18 protein-coding genes and 1 pseudogene are annotated in these 15,605 nt (G+C 33.0%); 7 read left to right on the forward strand and 12 right to left on the reverse strand.

What is annotated here, in order from left to right; all coding sequences use genetic code 11:
- Positions 1 to 78: 78 nt before the first annotated feature.
- From PSA_RS24590 to PSA_RS12285, 8 genes and pseudogenes are all read right to left on the reverse strand, one after another.
- Positions 79 to 497, reverse strand: a pseudogene (locus tag PSA_RS24590) (alanine:cation symporter family protein); the annotation flags it as partial.
- Between the two features lie 116 nt (positions 498 to 613).
- Positions 614 to 1,309: a DUF4097 family beta strand repeat-containing protein gene (locus PSA_RS12260; RefSeq protein WP_052379900.1), complete on the reverse strand. Its 696-nt coding sequence runs from the start codon at positions 1,307 to 1,309 to the stop codon at positions 614 to 616.
- 177 nt (positions 1,310 to 1,486) lie between these two features.
- On the reverse strand, positions 1,487 to 1,789 hold the full coding sequence (locus PSA_RS12265) for a hypothetical protein (RefSeq protein ID WP_042144148.1): 303 nt from the start codon (positions 1,787 to 1,789) through the stop codon (positions 1,487 to 1,489).
- Positions 1,790 to 2,048: 259 nt separating this feature from the next.
- Entirely contained in the window at positions 2,049 to 2,342 is a 294-nt protein-coding gene (locus PSA_RS26320) for a winged helix-turn-helix domain-containing protein (RefSeq protein WP_231665247.1), read from the reverse strand.
- Between the two features lie 194 nt (positions 2,343 to 2,536).
- Positions 2,537 to 2,767 carry a response regulator gene (locus PSA_RS26325; RefSeq protein ID WP_231665248.1) on the reverse strand — a complete coding sequence of 77 codons (231 nt, stop codon included), beginning with the start codon at positions 2,765 to 2,767 and terminating at the stop codon, positions 2,537 to 2,539.
- A 56-nt stretch (positions 2,768 to 2,823) separates the two neighbouring features.
- Positions 2,824 to 3,192 carry a hypothetical protein gene (locus PSA_RS12275; protein ID WP_127924088.1) on the reverse strand — a complete coding sequence of 123 codons (369 nt, stop codon included), beginning with the start codon at positions 3,190 to 3,192 and terminating at the stop codon, positions 2,824 to 2,826.
- A complete protein-coding gene (locus PSA_RS12280) occupies positions 3,189 to 5,774 on the reverse strand; it encodes a reprolysin-like metallopeptidase (protein ID WP_052379899.1) in 2,586 nt (861 codons plus the stop codon). The genes PSA_RS12275 and PSA_RS12280 overlap by 4 nt, the downstream gene beginning before the upstream one ends.
- Positions 5,775 to 5,927: 153 nt before the next feature.
- Complete coding sequence (locus PSA_RS12285; protein WP_042144144.1) at positions 5,928 to 7,529, reverse strand: SulP family inorganic anion transporter; 1,602 nt, start codon at positions 7,527 to 7,529, stop codon at positions 5,928 to 5,930.
- A gap of 352 nt (positions 7,530 to 7,881) precedes the next feature.
- On the opposite strand from PSA_RS12285, the gene PSA_RS12290 reads away from it, so the two are divergent.
- Positions 7,882 to 8,349: a hypothetical protein gene (locus PSA_RS12290; RefSeq protein WP_042144142.1), complete on the forward strand. Its 468-nt coding sequence runs from the start codon at positions 7,882 to 7,884 to the stop codon at positions 8,347 to 8,349.
- Positions 8,350 to 8,464: 115 nt separating this feature from the next.
- On the opposite strand, the gene PSA_RS12295 is transcribed toward PSA_RS12290, so the two are convergent.
- Complete coding sequence (locus PSA_RS12295) at positions 8,465 to 9,055, reverse strand: DUF3750 domain-containing protein (RefSeq protein WP_052379898.1); 591 nt, start codon at positions 9,053 to 9,055, stop codon at positions 8,465 to 8,467.
- 69 nt (positions 9,056 to 9,124) lie between these two features.
- On the opposite strand from PSA_RS12295, the gene PSA_RS12300 reads away from it, so the two are divergent.
- A complete protein-coding gene (locus PSA_RS12300; RefSeq protein WP_042144138.1) occupies positions 9,125 to 9,814 on the forward strand; it encodes a rhomboid family intramembrane serine protease in 690 nt (229 codons plus the stop codon).
- Between the two features lie 28 nt (positions 9,815 to 9,842).
- Here the strand turns inward: PSA_RS12300 and radA are convergent, their stop codons facing one another.
- Positions 9,843 to 11,237: a DNA repair protein RadA gene (gene radA / locus PSA_RS12305; RefSeq protein ID WP_042144136.1), complete on the reverse strand. Its 1,395-nt coding sequence runs from the start codon at positions 11,235 to 11,237 to the stop codon at positions 9,843 to 9,845.
- Between the two features lie 288 nt (positions 11,238 to 11,525).
- Between radA and PSA_RS12310 the strand changes: the two genes are divergently transcribed.
- A complete protein-coding gene (locus tag PSA_RS12310; protein ID WP_042144135.1) occupies positions 11,526 to 12,239 on the forward strand; it encodes a DUF2982 domain-containing protein in 714 nt (237 codons plus the stop codon).
- Positions 12,240 to 12,241: 2 nt separating this feature from the next.
- Here PSA_RS12310 and PSA_RS12315 read toward each other — a convergent pair whose 3' ends face one another.
- A complete protein-coding gene (locus PSA_RS12315) occupies positions 12,242 to 12,721 on the reverse strand; it encodes an aminoacyl-tRNA deacylase (protein ID WP_042144133.1) in 480 nt (159 codons plus the stop codon).
- A gap of 161 nt (positions 12,722 to 12,882) precedes the next feature.
- Positions 12,883 to 13,056 (reverse strand): alternative ribosome rescue factor ArfA, encoded by a 174-nt coding sequence (gene arfA, locus PSA_RS24595; RefSeq protein WP_231665366.1) that lies wholly within the window; start codon positions 13,054 to 13,056, stop codon positions 12,883 to 12,885.
- Between arfA and PSA_RS12320 the strand changes: the two genes are divergently transcribed.
- The 4 genes from PSA_RS12320 to PSA_RS12330 all read left to right on the forward strand — a co-directional run bounded on the left by PSA_RS12320 (position 13,025) and on the right by PSA_RS12330 (position 15,460).
- Positions 13,025 to 13,303: a hypothetical protein gene (locus PSA_RS12320; RefSeq protein ID WP_042144131.1), complete on the forward strand. Its 279-nt coding sequence runs from the start codon at positions 13,025 to 13,027 to the stop codon at positions 13,301 to 13,303. The genes arfA and PSA_RS12320 overlap by 32 nt on opposite strands.
- A gap of 91 nt (positions 13,304 to 13,394) precedes the next feature.
- Complete coding sequence (locus tag PSA_RS12325; protein ID WP_082305720.1) at positions 13,395 to 13,817, forward strand: hypothetical protein; 423 nt, start codon at positions 13,395 to 13,397, stop codon at positions 13,815 to 13,817.
- 38 nt (positions 13,818 to 13,855) lie between these two features.
- Positions 13,856 to 14,299, forward strand: a complete 444-nt coding sequence (locus PSA_RS27200; RefSeq protein WP_371257857.1) for a hypothetical protein — start codon at positions 13,856 to 13,858, stop codon at positions 14,297 to 14,299.
- A 675-nt stretch (positions 14,300 to 14,974) separates the two neighbouring features.
- Positions 14,975 to 15,460, forward strand: coding sequence for a GNAT family N-acetyltransferase (locus PSA_RS12330; protein WP_052379897.1), 486 nt, complete (start codon positions 14,975 to 14,977; stop codon positions 15,458 to 15,460).
- Positions 15,461 to 15,605: the final 145 nt, after the last annotated feature.

The raw sequence follows: 15,605 nt of genomic DNA on the forward strand, positions 1-15,605 counted from the left end.
ACATTGATATAACTTACCTAGCAGGAGTGGTAAGTATTACCAACCCTACAATTAAGCTAAGTTGGTAATACCATCAAATTATTCCCAAATTCCTTTTTCTACTTTTCCTTTAAGCTGAGGGAAGTCACTGGCTTTAAAACTCGGTTCTTCACCAGCACGTTTTTGAGCTAAATAATGTTTAATCACTTTAATTGCAAGATTAGATAATAATACTAATGCTACTAAGTTTACCAAAGCCATTAAACCCATAGAAGCATCAGCCAAATTCCAAACAATATCAATTTTAGCAATCGCACCAAACATCACCATACCCACAGCACATAACCTAAATGGAGTTAAAAAGTGGGTTTTATTTTTACTTAAAATAAAATATTTGATTCAGCATAAGAGTAATTTGCAATGATAGAAGTAAAACAAAATAGTAAAATAGAGCCCGCGATAAAAGCACCCGCCCATTGACCTACATGTGATTGCAGCGCAATAATCGTCAATGAAACCAGGCATAAACCTTGAAAACAACAACTGCTAATTAACAAAAAAACCATCAATATTAACATTTAATGGTTTTTTGTAGCTTCTTATTTTTGATATTTTATAGTTGATTTATCGTTAATTAGTCATCCATAATCACTTTACCTGCAATGTTATCTACATTGACCGATCCTGAGCCATCGCTCAATAATTCAAAGCTATCAGCTTTGTTGACATTGATACTGCCAGAACCATCTGATACAGTCACTTTTCCTGAAACATTACGTACGTGGATTGAACCTGAACCATCATCTATTGATACATCATTTTCTACATGTTTAATATCTATTGAGCCTGAACCATCATCAATTTCCACTTTACCATTCACATTCCTGATATTAATGGAACCAGAACCATCTTTTAATTTTAAACTTGCAACACCAGAGATGTTAATTGAGCCAGAACCATCCTCAACATCTAAGTTTAAATTCTCTGGTACCTCAATTGTTAAATCAATTCTTGTATCTCTATTATGATTACAGCTTGCTGATTCCAACTTAGCTTTATTACCCAGCTTTTTTAAATCTAAGCAGTAATCATTGTGTGCTTTACGTTGATATATCTCAGCAACAACTTCAATTGAATCAACATCTGAAGCAATCACTTTTAACTTTCCGGAGCCCGCTTCAATCACAAAATCATTTATCTTATCAGTCGATAATTTCAAGTTTTCAGTTTTTTGTAAAATGAGTTCATCGCTCGAGTTACTCTGCGCAAAAGCTCCTTGGCTCATCGTAAGAAGTAATGTACTTGCTAAAATCGATTTATAAAATTTCATATCGCTATTCCTTGTGTTTATTTTTATTTTTGACTTTTATAAGTAATTATTAAATAAGTCGCAAACTAATAGGGAAAAGGTTTAAACGAATTTAAAATAAATTTTAATAAGTTATGTTTTCTTCTATCGTTTTGTCTAAATCTTGAAATAAGTTGTTAATATTACTATCTAATTCATCTACTTTATTTTTATCTCTTTCACTGAGTTTGTTATAGCTAGATTGTAAAATATTATCAATTTCACTTCTAATTTAGATAAAGTGTCTTGTTCATTTGGGCTAAGTGATTTTTCGGCTGAAGTAAAAATACTGTCTATCTTGTCAAATAACGCGTTAATTTTTTTATATTGCGCTTCGTTAGGTTGCTCGCTCTCGAATAAGGTATCTAATTGCTGATAACTCGTTTCGAACTCTTGTTTTTGCTCTGCAGATAAGTGTGTCATATAAATGTTATCAAATAAAGAATCGATTTCTTGAGTCAATTTGCCTAAATCAGAAATGTTTAAAGTATCATTCGTATGTGTTACCTGATTTACTGGCTTAATGTCTTGGTTATTTGTTTGATTAGTACTTGATATAGCGGAGATATGTGTTAGGTTTTGAATTTGCCTTTTAGTTATCTTAAAAGTGTCTAATTTGGTAACAGATTAACAAATTTATTCATTCTGCTGTGTATCCATTTTTATCAAACCTAAGGTGAAATTTATATAATAATCTTCAACTTAGGTTTGATTTTTATTTCTAATTCGCTAATAAGTAGCCTTTATTTCTAATTGTTTTAATGAACTGAGGTTCCTTGGAAGCATCACCCAGTTTTTTCCGTAATCGAGATATTCTTAAATCAATTGAACGATCAAATCCATCAAATTCAAGTCTAAATATTTCTAAATGAAGTTGTTCTCTAGAAATAATATTAACGGCATTTAATGCCAATACCCAAAGTAAATCAAATTCAGCGCTTGTAAGTGCAATTTCTTTGTCATGATATGAAACGATCCGCTTTCTAGCATCAATAATTAACTCACCTGAATTCACGGTTTTAATATCTTGCTGATTTTGCTTAGCTAAATTAGTTTGCCGTCTTAGTTTTGCTCTTATGTGCGCTAATAATACTCTAGGTTTTATTGGTTTACATCAATAATCATCTGCGCCCACTTCTAAACCCGTAACCTCATCAATATCATCAATTAATGCCGCTAACATAATAATAGGACCTGTAAAATCAACTCTCACTTGCTACAAATCGTTAAACCATCAACGCCTGGTAGCATTAAATCTAGCACTATTAAATCAGGTTTATGCTTAAGTATACTTAATACTGTTTTTTCACCGTGGTGTTCAACTTCATAGCCATTCATGACTAAGAACTGCTTTATTAAAGATGTTAATTCAACATCATCATCATCATCATCATCATCATCATCATCATCTCTTAATAACATTTTTTCATTTTCTGACATATATCTTTATCTTATTAATTATTATAAATACTCAAAAATACACATTTTAGATATTGTTAACTTCCATTATTATTTTTCAAGCATAATGGATACATAATCTGGTTGAATTGCTTTGCAAATTGATATTTTAAACGTCTTTCTTTTTTAGCATCTGTAGACTTAAAAACATCACCTGTGCCCTTCATTGGCTTAAGTCCACATTGAGATTTTATTTTTTCAAAGTTCTCATTTTCAAAGCCTAGGATCGTTAGTTTTCGTCCAAGTGCCATATATAGCCGATAATCTGATTGAGATTTCGCCATATCAACTGCTTGCATTACTTTATTAAGCGGCTTTTGCATTTCCTGCTCTTGCTGTGATTTTGTGACGTCATTATTACCACATGCCGCTAATGCACATACTGATGCAACTATATATTTTTTCATTTTAATACCCATTTTCTTCTAATTAAAAATATAAGTCCGAGACATAATATATAACTTAGATTACCACCTGAAGACCTTTTAGCTTCTTCTATTAATACTTCTTCAACGACAGTTTTATCAACAACAGTGATAGTCAATACGCCAACACCTATGCCGAAATTACCATCACTTAGGGTATATCCAATTAATTCGACTCCAGTAAAATCTGCAGCTGGCGTATATAAAATTTTATTATCTGATATTACAACACTTCCAGCGCCTGCGTACTCAAAACTATTTAACTCTAACGTATCACTATCTACATCAGAATCATTTGCTAAAACATCAATACTATTCTCTGAAGAACCTTTATCTACATTTTCAAAATCAGCTTGAGCAATAGGGAAATCATTCACTGAATTCACAGTTACTTTTATATTAAATACGTCACTTAATAATTCCCCTTTTTTAGCTGTGGCATTGATATTCAAAATACCATTAAAATTGGCATTAGGTATTATCTTTAGCCCACTAAACGTATAATTACTTCCACCAGATAAAGTAACTGAGTCTACCGATTGATTTCCTTCAAAAATCAAATCAGATAGACTGATTTCTAAACTTGTATCTTCATTTGTTTGTAAGGTTTTTTGACTAGAAAATATAGGTTTACTATCAACTATAGTGCCCCCATTAATTTCAAAATTGCCGCTATTGATAGCAAAGAAAATATTATTATTACATTTAACTTTTACTCTCGCTTTGTCGGTATTTACACCTGAAATTTCAACTTCTTGAGAACCATCATTTAATGTGTTTAACGCTAGTGTTTGGTTGAAATTAATTCCACTATCAGTAGAAAGTAAAATATTCACATGACTACATGAAATAGGCGCTTGTTGGCTATTTGCAGTATCCCAAGTAACTAAGTTGACCGTGTTGTTCCAACGAGAAGTATTTGTTGGTTCATTAATTTTAAAACCTGCAGCACTTTGAATCACATTCAATTTAACAGCTTTATCTGAGATATTTCCTTGGCCGTCTCTTACTGTTAACCTAAAATTTAAAGTCCTTGTTGTTGTAGGTAAGGTTTCTCCAAAAGCAATATTACCTGAAAGAATGCCATCTATTTTCGGAAAAACTCTGACTCCTGTACTTTTTGGTGTAAAGTTTCTAAACAGAGGTTTAGTACCATCATCTGTTTGGTCATCTAGTTTACTATTAGTTTGAACACCTAAATCATATTGTTCCCAACTATATGATAAAGAATCATTTTCAGCATCACTCGCTTCACCACTTAACATAAATGGTGTTTTAGCAGGAATGGTAAATTCAGCTAAGGCTTCGATTGTGGGCGTTTGATTACTTTGTACAACACTTGCACCACAAGATGCTTGTGATGAAAATTGGCTAATTTGATCAATAGAACGAATATGAAAATAAGGGTCTGAATTATTTTGTAAGTTTTGTTCATCACAAATGCCAGCATAACCCATAATGGTTGAGGCGCTACCAGGTTCATAAGCACTAAGCGCTTCTCTATTGCCTTCACATGCACCTAAAGAGCCGTTAAACGTATGATCAGCGCCAAACTGATGACCAATTTCATGAGCAAAATAATCAACATGAAAAGCATCTCCCGTTGGACTATTACTACCAGTTACACCTTCAGCTTTAGATTGAGAACATACTACTGCAAAACCAGCTAAACCACCGCCCCCTGTACCAACAATATGACCAATATCATAATTATCTACACCTATCGTATTATTAATAGTCTCAGAAATCACATCGATATCTTCATCTGTATTTTTAAACGGGTCGGTATCTTTATCTGTAAATATAATGGCATCATTATTAGCAACCAATTCTAATTTAATACCGAGTTCACTTTGATAAATTTCATTTACACGATTTAACAAAGTGACTAATGAAGCTAAAGAGCTCTCTTTATTACCACCATGAAATTCACTATATTCGCCTGTCGTGGCTATTGCTATTCGATAAGTTTTAATTTGAGGCACTTTACTAACATTTTTTGCTTTTAAAGATTGTTTTAATTGTTCTAATCTAAACATATCTTTCATAGGTTCAGACCTATGACCTAAGGCATCTTTTGATATAGGTTGGGAGTCGCTTCTAAAATAGCTATGATAAATCTTATTATTATCTCGGTTGACAGGCTCAATAAAGACTTTATCGCCATTATAATTAAATACACCGTGAAACCCATGCATCGTAATATCAAAGCGACCTTTATGTTGTGGGTTACCAATCTCATACCCAGTAAATGTTTGTATGTTTGGATATTTATTCGATAAGCTTTGCGCCATAACGTGAGAGCGAGATAAAATAAATGCTGAAAAATCACCATTTGGTAATGGTAGTACTACATTATTCGAAGCATCTAAATTTAGATTATCTGAAAATGAATTTAAATCTAAGCGGTATAAAGATGAATGCGATGCTTTACTGTTCAACTTGTCACTTTTATTAATTTGATTATTAAATATCTGAGTCCAAAACGAATGATTATTAGCAGATGCTGAATTACCAGCAATAGAGAAAATAATGAGGACTAATAAACGATAAATATTCTGCATATAACACTCCGAAAATATGACGATTAATATTATATTCTAATTTAGCATTAGGACTATTCTATTGGGGTAATAGTTTGTTTGCGCTTTGTATCTAACTTGATACAAAGCAATAAAAATAAAGATTTGTATCCATTTGAATTTATATTAAGATTTTTATCTTTTATTCATATATAGCAGTGCATCTTTTCTGGTTTTAAAAATATATTTTTCATCAATTTTATCTAATAGTTTTATTTTGTCGAAGTCTTGACGTACACGCTCGCATAAACACACCAATAAAATATCTTTACCTTGATTTTGGTAACTTAAAATAATTTCTTCTATGGCTATTGTACTTGTAATACCAACAAATCTCGCATGGGTAAAATCAACCAATATAGTTTTATTTTGATCTAATTGCGACACACTTTGTTTTAAGCCTCGCGCAACACCAAAGCCGATAGGACCAGAAATATTTAACAATAAAACCTCATTGGATACTACTTCAAATAATGCTTTTTCATCCGAAGGTAACTGGGCGACTTCTTTATCTGTAAAGATACTCAAATTATCTAATTGTATTTCTGATAGCCTGCGAATTGTCACTATATTTGCAATAAATACACCTATTAATACCGCAGTAACAAGGTCTACAGCAACCGACAGTATCATAGTCGATATCATTAAACCGACACTGAATACTGGAATTTGATGTAAACGTTTTAAGAAATTCCAATCAATTATGTTGATTCCTACATTAAGTAAAATTGCAGACAACACAGCAACAGGAATAAACGCTGTATATTCACCCGCCCACAAGACGATGGCCAATATAAACAAGGCATGTAACATACCAGATAACGGCGTTGTACCACCTGCTCTTATATTAGTTACTGTACGCATAGTAGCCCCACCACCAGGTAAAGCGCCAAAGAAACCAGCAATCATGTTACCAATACCTTGACCCACCAGCTCTTTATCTGAGTCATGTAAATCTTTACTAATACTATCAACCGTTAATGATGTCATTAAAGAATCCAGCGTACTTAATGTGGCAATAAGTAATGCAGATTTAACCATTTCACCTGCTAATGCGCTTTCCCAAACAGGTAATGAAAAAGAAGGAAGTTCACTGGAAATAGCACCAACAACAGGTAATGGGCTATCCGAAATTATAAAAAACATAACTGCGATTAATAATGCAACGATGCTGCCTGGTATCACTTGATTAAACTTTTGAGGCCATAACATCAACAATAATAAGCACGCGCCTCCTAATAAAACATTTGTATCAGAAAAAGTATCAATTGAGTAAGACAAATCCGATAAAGGTAAACCAAACATAGGTTCTATTTGAGATAAAATAATTAATATGCCAATTCCTGATGTAAAGCCTGAGATCACCGGATAAGATACCAAAATAAAGTATTTACCTAACTTTAATAGACCAAACAACATCTGGAATAAACCAGCCAAAGTCACTACAGTAAATGCAGCGCCTAAACCATTCTGAGGTGATAAAGATACAAAGTGCGTTAAGATTGCTGCCATAGCAACAGTTAAACCGGTATTTGGACCTGTTATTTGTTGATTAGTACCACCAAAAAGAGAAGCAAAAAATCCAGTTAATATCGCACAATAAATACCTGCACTTGCCCCTGCACCTGAGGTAACACCAAATGCTAGCGCAAAAGGAAGCGCTACAATTGTAGATGTTAGAGCACCAAAGATATCCCCTTTGATGGTCTTTCGATTAAAGTGTGAAATCGAGAGCATAATGACATACAAAACATTAATTGACACAAGTGATAAGTTTACATTAAAAGTTATAATTTGAAAAACTCTTTTGAGTTTTTTAGCCTAGACTCACAAATTTATAATCAACTGCTAAGCTTACTATACTTAATTCATTCTAAAATGTAGCACTATGATATTTCGTATTTTATTAACTTTAAGTCTATTTATATTTTCTTCATTATCACAGGCTTGAATTTATAAGTGTGAACTCGACGGCATATTAAGCTTCAGACAGTTTCCTTGCAGTGACGATGCTGTTGAAATTATAGTCAACAATTCAACTTCCACTTATGAAAGTGATTTAAATAAACATGATTTATATAGTGAAACAGTGATAGATGCTTTAACAAAGCTACGTTTAGTACTTATGAAAATACAAGAAGTTAAGCTTCAAAAACGACACTTTAAGAATCAACTTAAAACCGAGATATTAGCGCTCAATTCCAAAGCGAATAAATCATTAAGTAAATTTAACCACCAAGAACTTGATGATAATAAGGCAAATATCACCGCAGGCTACACTCAAAAAATCAATAATTCTCAGGATATGTTAGACAACTTAATAACAGCAAAATCAGATCTGATGCATAAAATAAGCATGCAAAACAATATCCTTAAATTTGATCAGCAATTTAATGGTAATACGCAAGTTCAACTAATAAATAGCATCCTCCAATCACATAAAATTAATACTAAAATCAGAAAGCATCGAGATGACTTACGTTTATATCAAGTGAATTTAAACAACGATTTGGCTCGCCTAAAAAGACAATCTGAAATAGCGAATGATCCGAAGTAATATAAAACGCAATCTGCTAATATAACAAAGTGATATAATTCACAAATAACTGCTTCCTATCAGATCATCAACAATCTTGAGCCAGAGAAGAAAAATTATAACAATAACTGATGAATTATTTATATAAAGCCGTATATCGACTAAATGGATGGATAATTTTAATTGGCTTTAAATGAATGCCAAAAGTAAAAGATAAAATATTGAATTCATAAAAGTTCTGATAGCTTAATTTAAAACCCAATAGCGGCGTTGATACTCTGGTAATCTTTATCTTTTTTGAATAATCAAACCAACCGTAAAAGTCTTTTCCAATAGCGGTAGCAGCTAAACAAAAATCAATATTCGCTTTATCTAACATATTTTGAACATAGGTATTACTATTCGGGCCAGGCCAATAGCGGTAACAAAAAAGGTTTTTATATTCAGTTATTGAGTGCTGTATTGTTTTTGCTAATACACGTGCCTTCAGCCCTGAAAATACATACTCCACTCTACTCTGACCACTTCCAACAGCACTATCGAATGGTAATAAATTTAGATGTAAATGCCCCCAACTTGTTTTACAACAGTTTGGGTTTTGCCATACTTCCCAACGTTCTTTTTTAGTATCCGTTATTATCACAAACCAAAAATGGTCTGCTACCAAGCCTAAATATGGAATTTTTACAGATCTGAGTTCAACTTTTAATGCATTATTTTTTATCATTTTTATTTTACGATTTACAAAATATCAAATTTGAGTTGTTAACTCATAATATATCCCAATATCTTTATTATGAATAAAAATACTTCTCTACATAAAAGTTTTTACACAGTTAGCCTCTTTGTCATTTTATTATGGCTCATTAAAGCGTGGCAAACTTACTATTCAATTGACCTTTATCAACTAGGTGTCAAACCACAGACATTATCAGGCTTGATTGGTGTGTTCACTGGACCACTTATTCATGGTTCTTGGGAGCACGTATTAGGTAATTCGTTACCCTTAGTTTTGCTGGGAGGCTTTCTAAAATACGGATATCCAAGATCACACTGGTGGGCAATTGCAATTATTTGGCTATTATCGGGCTTAGGTGTGTGGTTATTTGGCCGCGACAGCTACCATTTTGGTGCAAGCGGGTTAACCCATGGCTTATTTTTCTATTTATTTATCGCAGGCATATTACGCAGAGATAAGCGCTCAAGTGTATTGTTAATGATAGCCTTTTATATGTATGGGTCTATGGTAATGACCATCTTACCCAGAGAACAAGGTATTTCATTTGAGTATCACCTATTTGGCGCAATTGCAGGGCTATTATCAGCAATTTTATTTAGGCATTGGGACCCAAAATTAAAAGAAAAAACATATTCCTGGCAGCAAACCGATGACTCTGAAGATTTAATTGGCGATGAATGGCAAAGTGAAAACTTAAATGACTCAAAAGAATTAAGCAGTGATGAAAATAAAGACTCAAATGATTGAGTCTTTATATCTAATATCGCCATTAAAGCTATTTTAATGCCTCTAATAAATCAGTGATATGTTCAATAACGATAATCTTAGCATTACCTTCTTCCATAGATTTATGATAATTCGCCTTTGGAATATATATTTGCTCAAAACCGTGTTTAATTGCCTCATTTACTCTAGGTACACCACCACTGATCGGTCTTACTTCACCACTCAATGATATTTCACCCATAAAACAATATTTACGCGACATTTCAATATCATTGAGTGAGCTAACCAAAGCAGCAGCTAGGGCTAAATCAGCACTGGTATCCGTATCAGGTAACTTTAAACCACCAACTAAGTTAACATAAACATCATGAAATAACTGGATCCTGCCATGTTTACGTAATACCGCAGTGATCATCTTTAAACGGTTAAAATTAAGGCCTATACTCACTCTTTGCGGATGCTCGCCTTCACATTCAGATACTAAGCTTTGTACTTCTAATAATAAGTTTCGGCTGCCATCACGTATACAAGTTATCGCTGAGCCTACAGCTCTTTCATCAGCCCCAGATAAAAATAATTTACTTGGATTATCAACCGAAATCATGCCTCTTGAGTTCATTTGAAAAATACCAACCTGATCAACATCACCAAATCGGTTTTTACTTGCCCTCATAGTACGAATAATACTATCGTTTACTTCAATATGTAATAAAGTATCTACAATATGCTCTAATGTTTTAGGGCCTGCTAAATCACTGCCTTTAGTTACATGACCAACTAAAATAAGCGTTATGCCATGGGTTTTCGCAAATCGGCTTAGCTCTTGTGCACAGCCTTTTACTTGACCAATAGAACCCGCACTGCCATTTGAATGCTCACTTTCTAGTGCTTGAACTGAGTCAATAATTAAAAATTTCACCTTAGCTTCAAGGGCTTTTTCCATGATATTAGAAATAATATACTCAGACATTAACAGTAGTTGGTCTGGTACATAATTAATTTTTAATCGCTCAGTGGCGCGCGCCTTAAACTGCTCTAAACTTTCTTCAGCAGTACAGTACATTGCTGTTGTTTTATGACTCATGTTTGCAGCAAGTTGCGTTAATATTGTTGTTTTACCCGCACCAGGATCACCCGAAATAAGAATAATTGACCCTATCGTTAAACCATTTCCTAAAACTCGGTCTAATTCACCGATACCAGTCTCTGTTTTATCAAGTGCAATACTTGATACATCATCCATTTTTTTAACAACATTACCTAAAGTACCCGCATAACCACCTTGAATTGCTTGCGCTCTTTGCTGACTTGGTAATTTAGCTTCTTTAAATTCGGCTAACGTATTCCAGGCTTTACAACTAGCACATTGGCCTTGCCATCTAGGATGATCATTACCACATTCAGAACATACGAATTTTATTTTTTCTTTTGTTGCTTTAGCCACTGATTATTTCCATCGTTATCGTTCGATTCTAATTTAATTCTACCAAGGTAACGGCTTACGCCCTACTTTAAATTAACACTAACGGAGAATTATTTATTTTGGTATAAAATATTCAATTGTGCTTTTCACGTTAAAATGTATAAATTGTTTTACATAACCATTCAAATTTAGCTCAGTATTTATTAATTTATAAAAGTAAATATATTACCGGCCAATCAATTCATATTGATGGCGGATTATTGTCGTAAATTCAATTAGCTATTTTATATTTTTGTCTATACTTAGTTTATGAATGAAATTGAATATCCTATTTTAATCAAATCCCAAGCACATCGTAATCAATTTGTTACGTTGCTTTTTGGTATGTTTATTGGGCTCGCATGTTTCATTTCATCATTTTACTTGTGGCAGCAATATCAAATTTACATCATGATTTTCAGCATGATTTCTGTATTAACAATTAGCATTAGTATTTTTAAATACTTTGAGCCGCAATATTGCCTAGGTTTAACAGATGATAAATTGTTTTATTATCATCGACAGGGAAAATGGAGTATTAGTTGGAGCAATATTCAGCTAGTACATCACCCCAAAGGAAATGATGGATTAGAGCAAAGGGATATTAATTTTATCGGTATAAAATTACGTAGTTATGATTGCGAAACAAATACAATATCGCCTAGACTTGCTAATCACTTATTGCATGAACAAAACAATTTATTAATTTTAGCCTTTCAAAATAATGAAATCGAAGTAGAGCAAACCCAAATTAATTTAGCACCTTTTAAAACATCGAGTGGCCAAGAAATCACAGGTCCCATAGCAGCTTGGCTTCACCAGATGAAAATACTCCGTAGAATTTATGGATATGATTTATACATACCCATAAATTGTTTTAACTCCCCTGCTGATCAAATAATCTCTTTGTTTAAGAAAAACCAACAGCGCGCAATTTCGAGCATTAATGATATAAAATTATATCAGAACAATATTAATGACTAGAACTAATGAAGCATATTTTTACAAATTTTCAAATGTTTACTACTACCCATGATATTTTCAAAATCTTGGTGCGTTAATTTCAATAATGTTTCATGATCGCCCGCTTCAATAAATACATTATCTAACATATCTAAAGATTCATCACATACCATAGACATATTAAATGCTTCGCCAACGGGTGGAATAGCCCCTTTGGCACAATCCGTAAATAAATTAAAAACATCTCTTTCTTTTAATAACTCAAAACTCGCGTGAAGCTTTTCATTAATTGATGTTATATTTATTTTTTGATCTGCAGGTAACACCGCCATAAGCCGATGACCATCATGGTCGACTAACAATACTGCTTTTGCGATATTTTTTGGTGGAATGCTGGTTGCCATCGCACTGCCAATTGAACTATTACTATAAAAGTGAGAAACAGTTTGAAATGAAATATTTTGTTTACTGAAGTAGTCTTCTAATTTACGTGAAATAGCCATGGTCAACTCCCATAAAGTTTATCACTTTAAGTATAGTTAAGGTAAACATTACCTCAACAGATATTCAGAATTTGACGCTTGCTATTGGTAATTTAATTTGTATGTAATGACATTTACAGAGGCTGAATTTTTCAATCAAAAGTCCTATTTGATAAGTGCTATTAAGCAGCTATTAAATTGGACTCTCGCCCTTTATATTTTTCTTTTCTATTAAATGAACCTTTTCCTTTTTTCGCTTTTACAACTTGTGTTCTAAACACTTTAGATGTTACCAAGGCTACTAAATAATAATTGAAATGGACAATGCGAAATAAAATTTTATTAGCTGCATCTATCGCAGCAATGCTGACAACCTCAAGTGCTATAGCCAAAAAAGAGATTAAAAATTCTTGGTTAGCCTTATCTCAATCAGAGTTAAAACAAGTTCAATCTTATAATGAAGAATATAAATCACTTATAGATAAAGGCCGCACTGAGCTGACTTTTGTAACAGAAACTAAAAAACTTGTTGAAAAATCAGGTTTTAAGCAACTAACTGACTATAGTCAAATTGTTCCTGGTGCTAAGTTATATAGCATATAACCGTGACCGGGCTATGACATTAATGGTTATTGATACTAAACCAGTATCTGATGGCGTTAGCATTGCAGGTGCGCATATTGATTAACCGTCTATTGAATTAAAAGGCCGCCCACTTTATGAAAAAAATGGTTTTGCGCTTTTTCAAACTTATACTCATGGCGATATGAATAATTACCAATGGGTTAATATTCCATTAGCCTTAATTGGTCGTGTTGATAAAAAAGATGGCACGCATGTTAATATCAATATCGGTCTAAATGAAAACGATCCAATATTAATTATTCCTGATTTAGCACCACATGTTGTCCGTGATTACCGCAAACGTACTAACAGAGATGTTATCAAAAAAGAAGAATTAGATATTATCATTGCTTCAAAACCGGGTAAAGACTCAACGGTTAAACAAGAAGTGACAAATTTCTTAAAAAATAATTATGATATCGACATCGCTGATTTAGTGTCTGCTGAACTTGCTTTAGTACTAGCTGTTAAACCAAAGATGTCGGTAATTTAAATAATACAGGCGCAGATTCAAGCGCCCTAGTTGATACAATTAGCCAATTACTTTATCAACAATCACCAACAACATATAATGATTACATATTACGTAAAACATTACGTAAAACTAAAGTAATCTCAGTAGATGTTACCCCTAGTGTAAACCCTAACTGGCCTGGCGTTTGGGAATTAGGCAATGCACCTAAATTAGGTGAAGGCATTAATATCAAACTATATGGGGGTGGTTTTAATACCAACTCTGAATACATAGCTTGGACGCATAACTATTTAGATAACGCAGATATTTTATGGCAAACAAGCACATATAAAGGTAAAGCATCTGGCGGTACTATCGCAAGTGCACTATCTGAAAACAACATGGATGTAATTGATTTTGGTGTGCCAGTTATTGGAATGCACTCTCCTTATGCGGTTGCCTCTAAAGTAGATATTTACTCAATGTATTCTGCAATTAAGGGATTTTTCCTGAATAAATAATTTCAACGATTATTGATTTAACTTTTTTAAATAAAAACCGACTTATTAGTCGGTTGTTTTATATCAATTAGTTAAGTGAGTGAGCTAATATCAATTTAAATAAGCTCGATAGATGTTAAGGGTTAAATATCGCTTTCATTCACGATTAATTTTATGGGTTAAAACGCAGTATTTTTGAAATTGATGTAATTTATAGATGTTAATTTACACAATATTTGTGTATGAACTGTTTTGTGACCTGCCATACACCGATTTATCTTTTTTCATACCAGTTAAGTTATGATGGCCCTCGCTATTATGGTGTTTTTAAATAACTAACCTCGTATTCTATTAAAATTATTAGACTTCTACTTGAATAAATACAATTTTCCTATTTAGGTTTAATCTTCAAATTTTATTAATATTAATTATTGGGGTAAATACTCAAAGAGCTGTGAAAATAATGGGACACAAGAGGGTAAAGAATTCTGCAATTATTTAATGAAAAACACTGCAACTGAATTCATGAATATAAATTTCTCAATTGGCGATGATGTAATCAAAGACCTTATAGAAATCATAGCTGAAAGTGAGCCTGTAGAATAAGTTGCATGCAAGGGACTCAGCATAGATAAAACACAATAAGCTTTCACTCAGTTCCCTATTATAGCGTTTAGATAACTATACAAGCTAGCTATGTTTCAAGGAGATTATACCATTTCAATTAGTCTCATTACTGAAAACTATTGGGCAGATATCGTAAAAATACAGAAAGAAGCCTATAACGATATCGCCCCTGAAGATCTAAATATTCTAAAAAATAAATGGCACTCATCACCTCAAACCTGTGCGGTATATTTAAACCATAAAGGTAAAGCGATAGCTTACTTATTAGCGCACCCATGGGCAAGTGAAATTACCCCAAAGTTAAATGAAAAAATATCTGTAACTCATAGCTCAACTTTATTTATTCATGATCTCGCATTAGTGCTAGAAGGAAGAGGAAAAAATATTGCTAAAGCGTTAGTGCAGAACCTAATTGAAAATGCCCAAGTTCAGAGTTTTTTAAAAATACAATTAGTAGCGGTTCAAAACTCAACTGAATTTTGGGCTAAATTTGGTTTTATAAATATGCCCCTAGTAAAGAAGTTTGCTCAAGTTATGGTGAAAACGCACAATTAATGGAGTTAGAGACATAACAAATAAAGGAGGTGTCGCGTAGCCGACACCTTATCTGGATGTTGAACCAGCCAGAGTCTACGTCGTATGACTTAGCTCAACAATAGCGCCAATACCCGTATCAATCACCTTATAAATAAAAAGGCTT

It is taken from the genome of Pseudoalteromonas sp. '520P1 No. 423' (assembly GCF_001269985.1).
Lineage (GTDB): Bacteria > Pseudomonadota > Gammaproteobacteria > Enterobacterales > Alteromonadaceae > Pseudoalteromonas.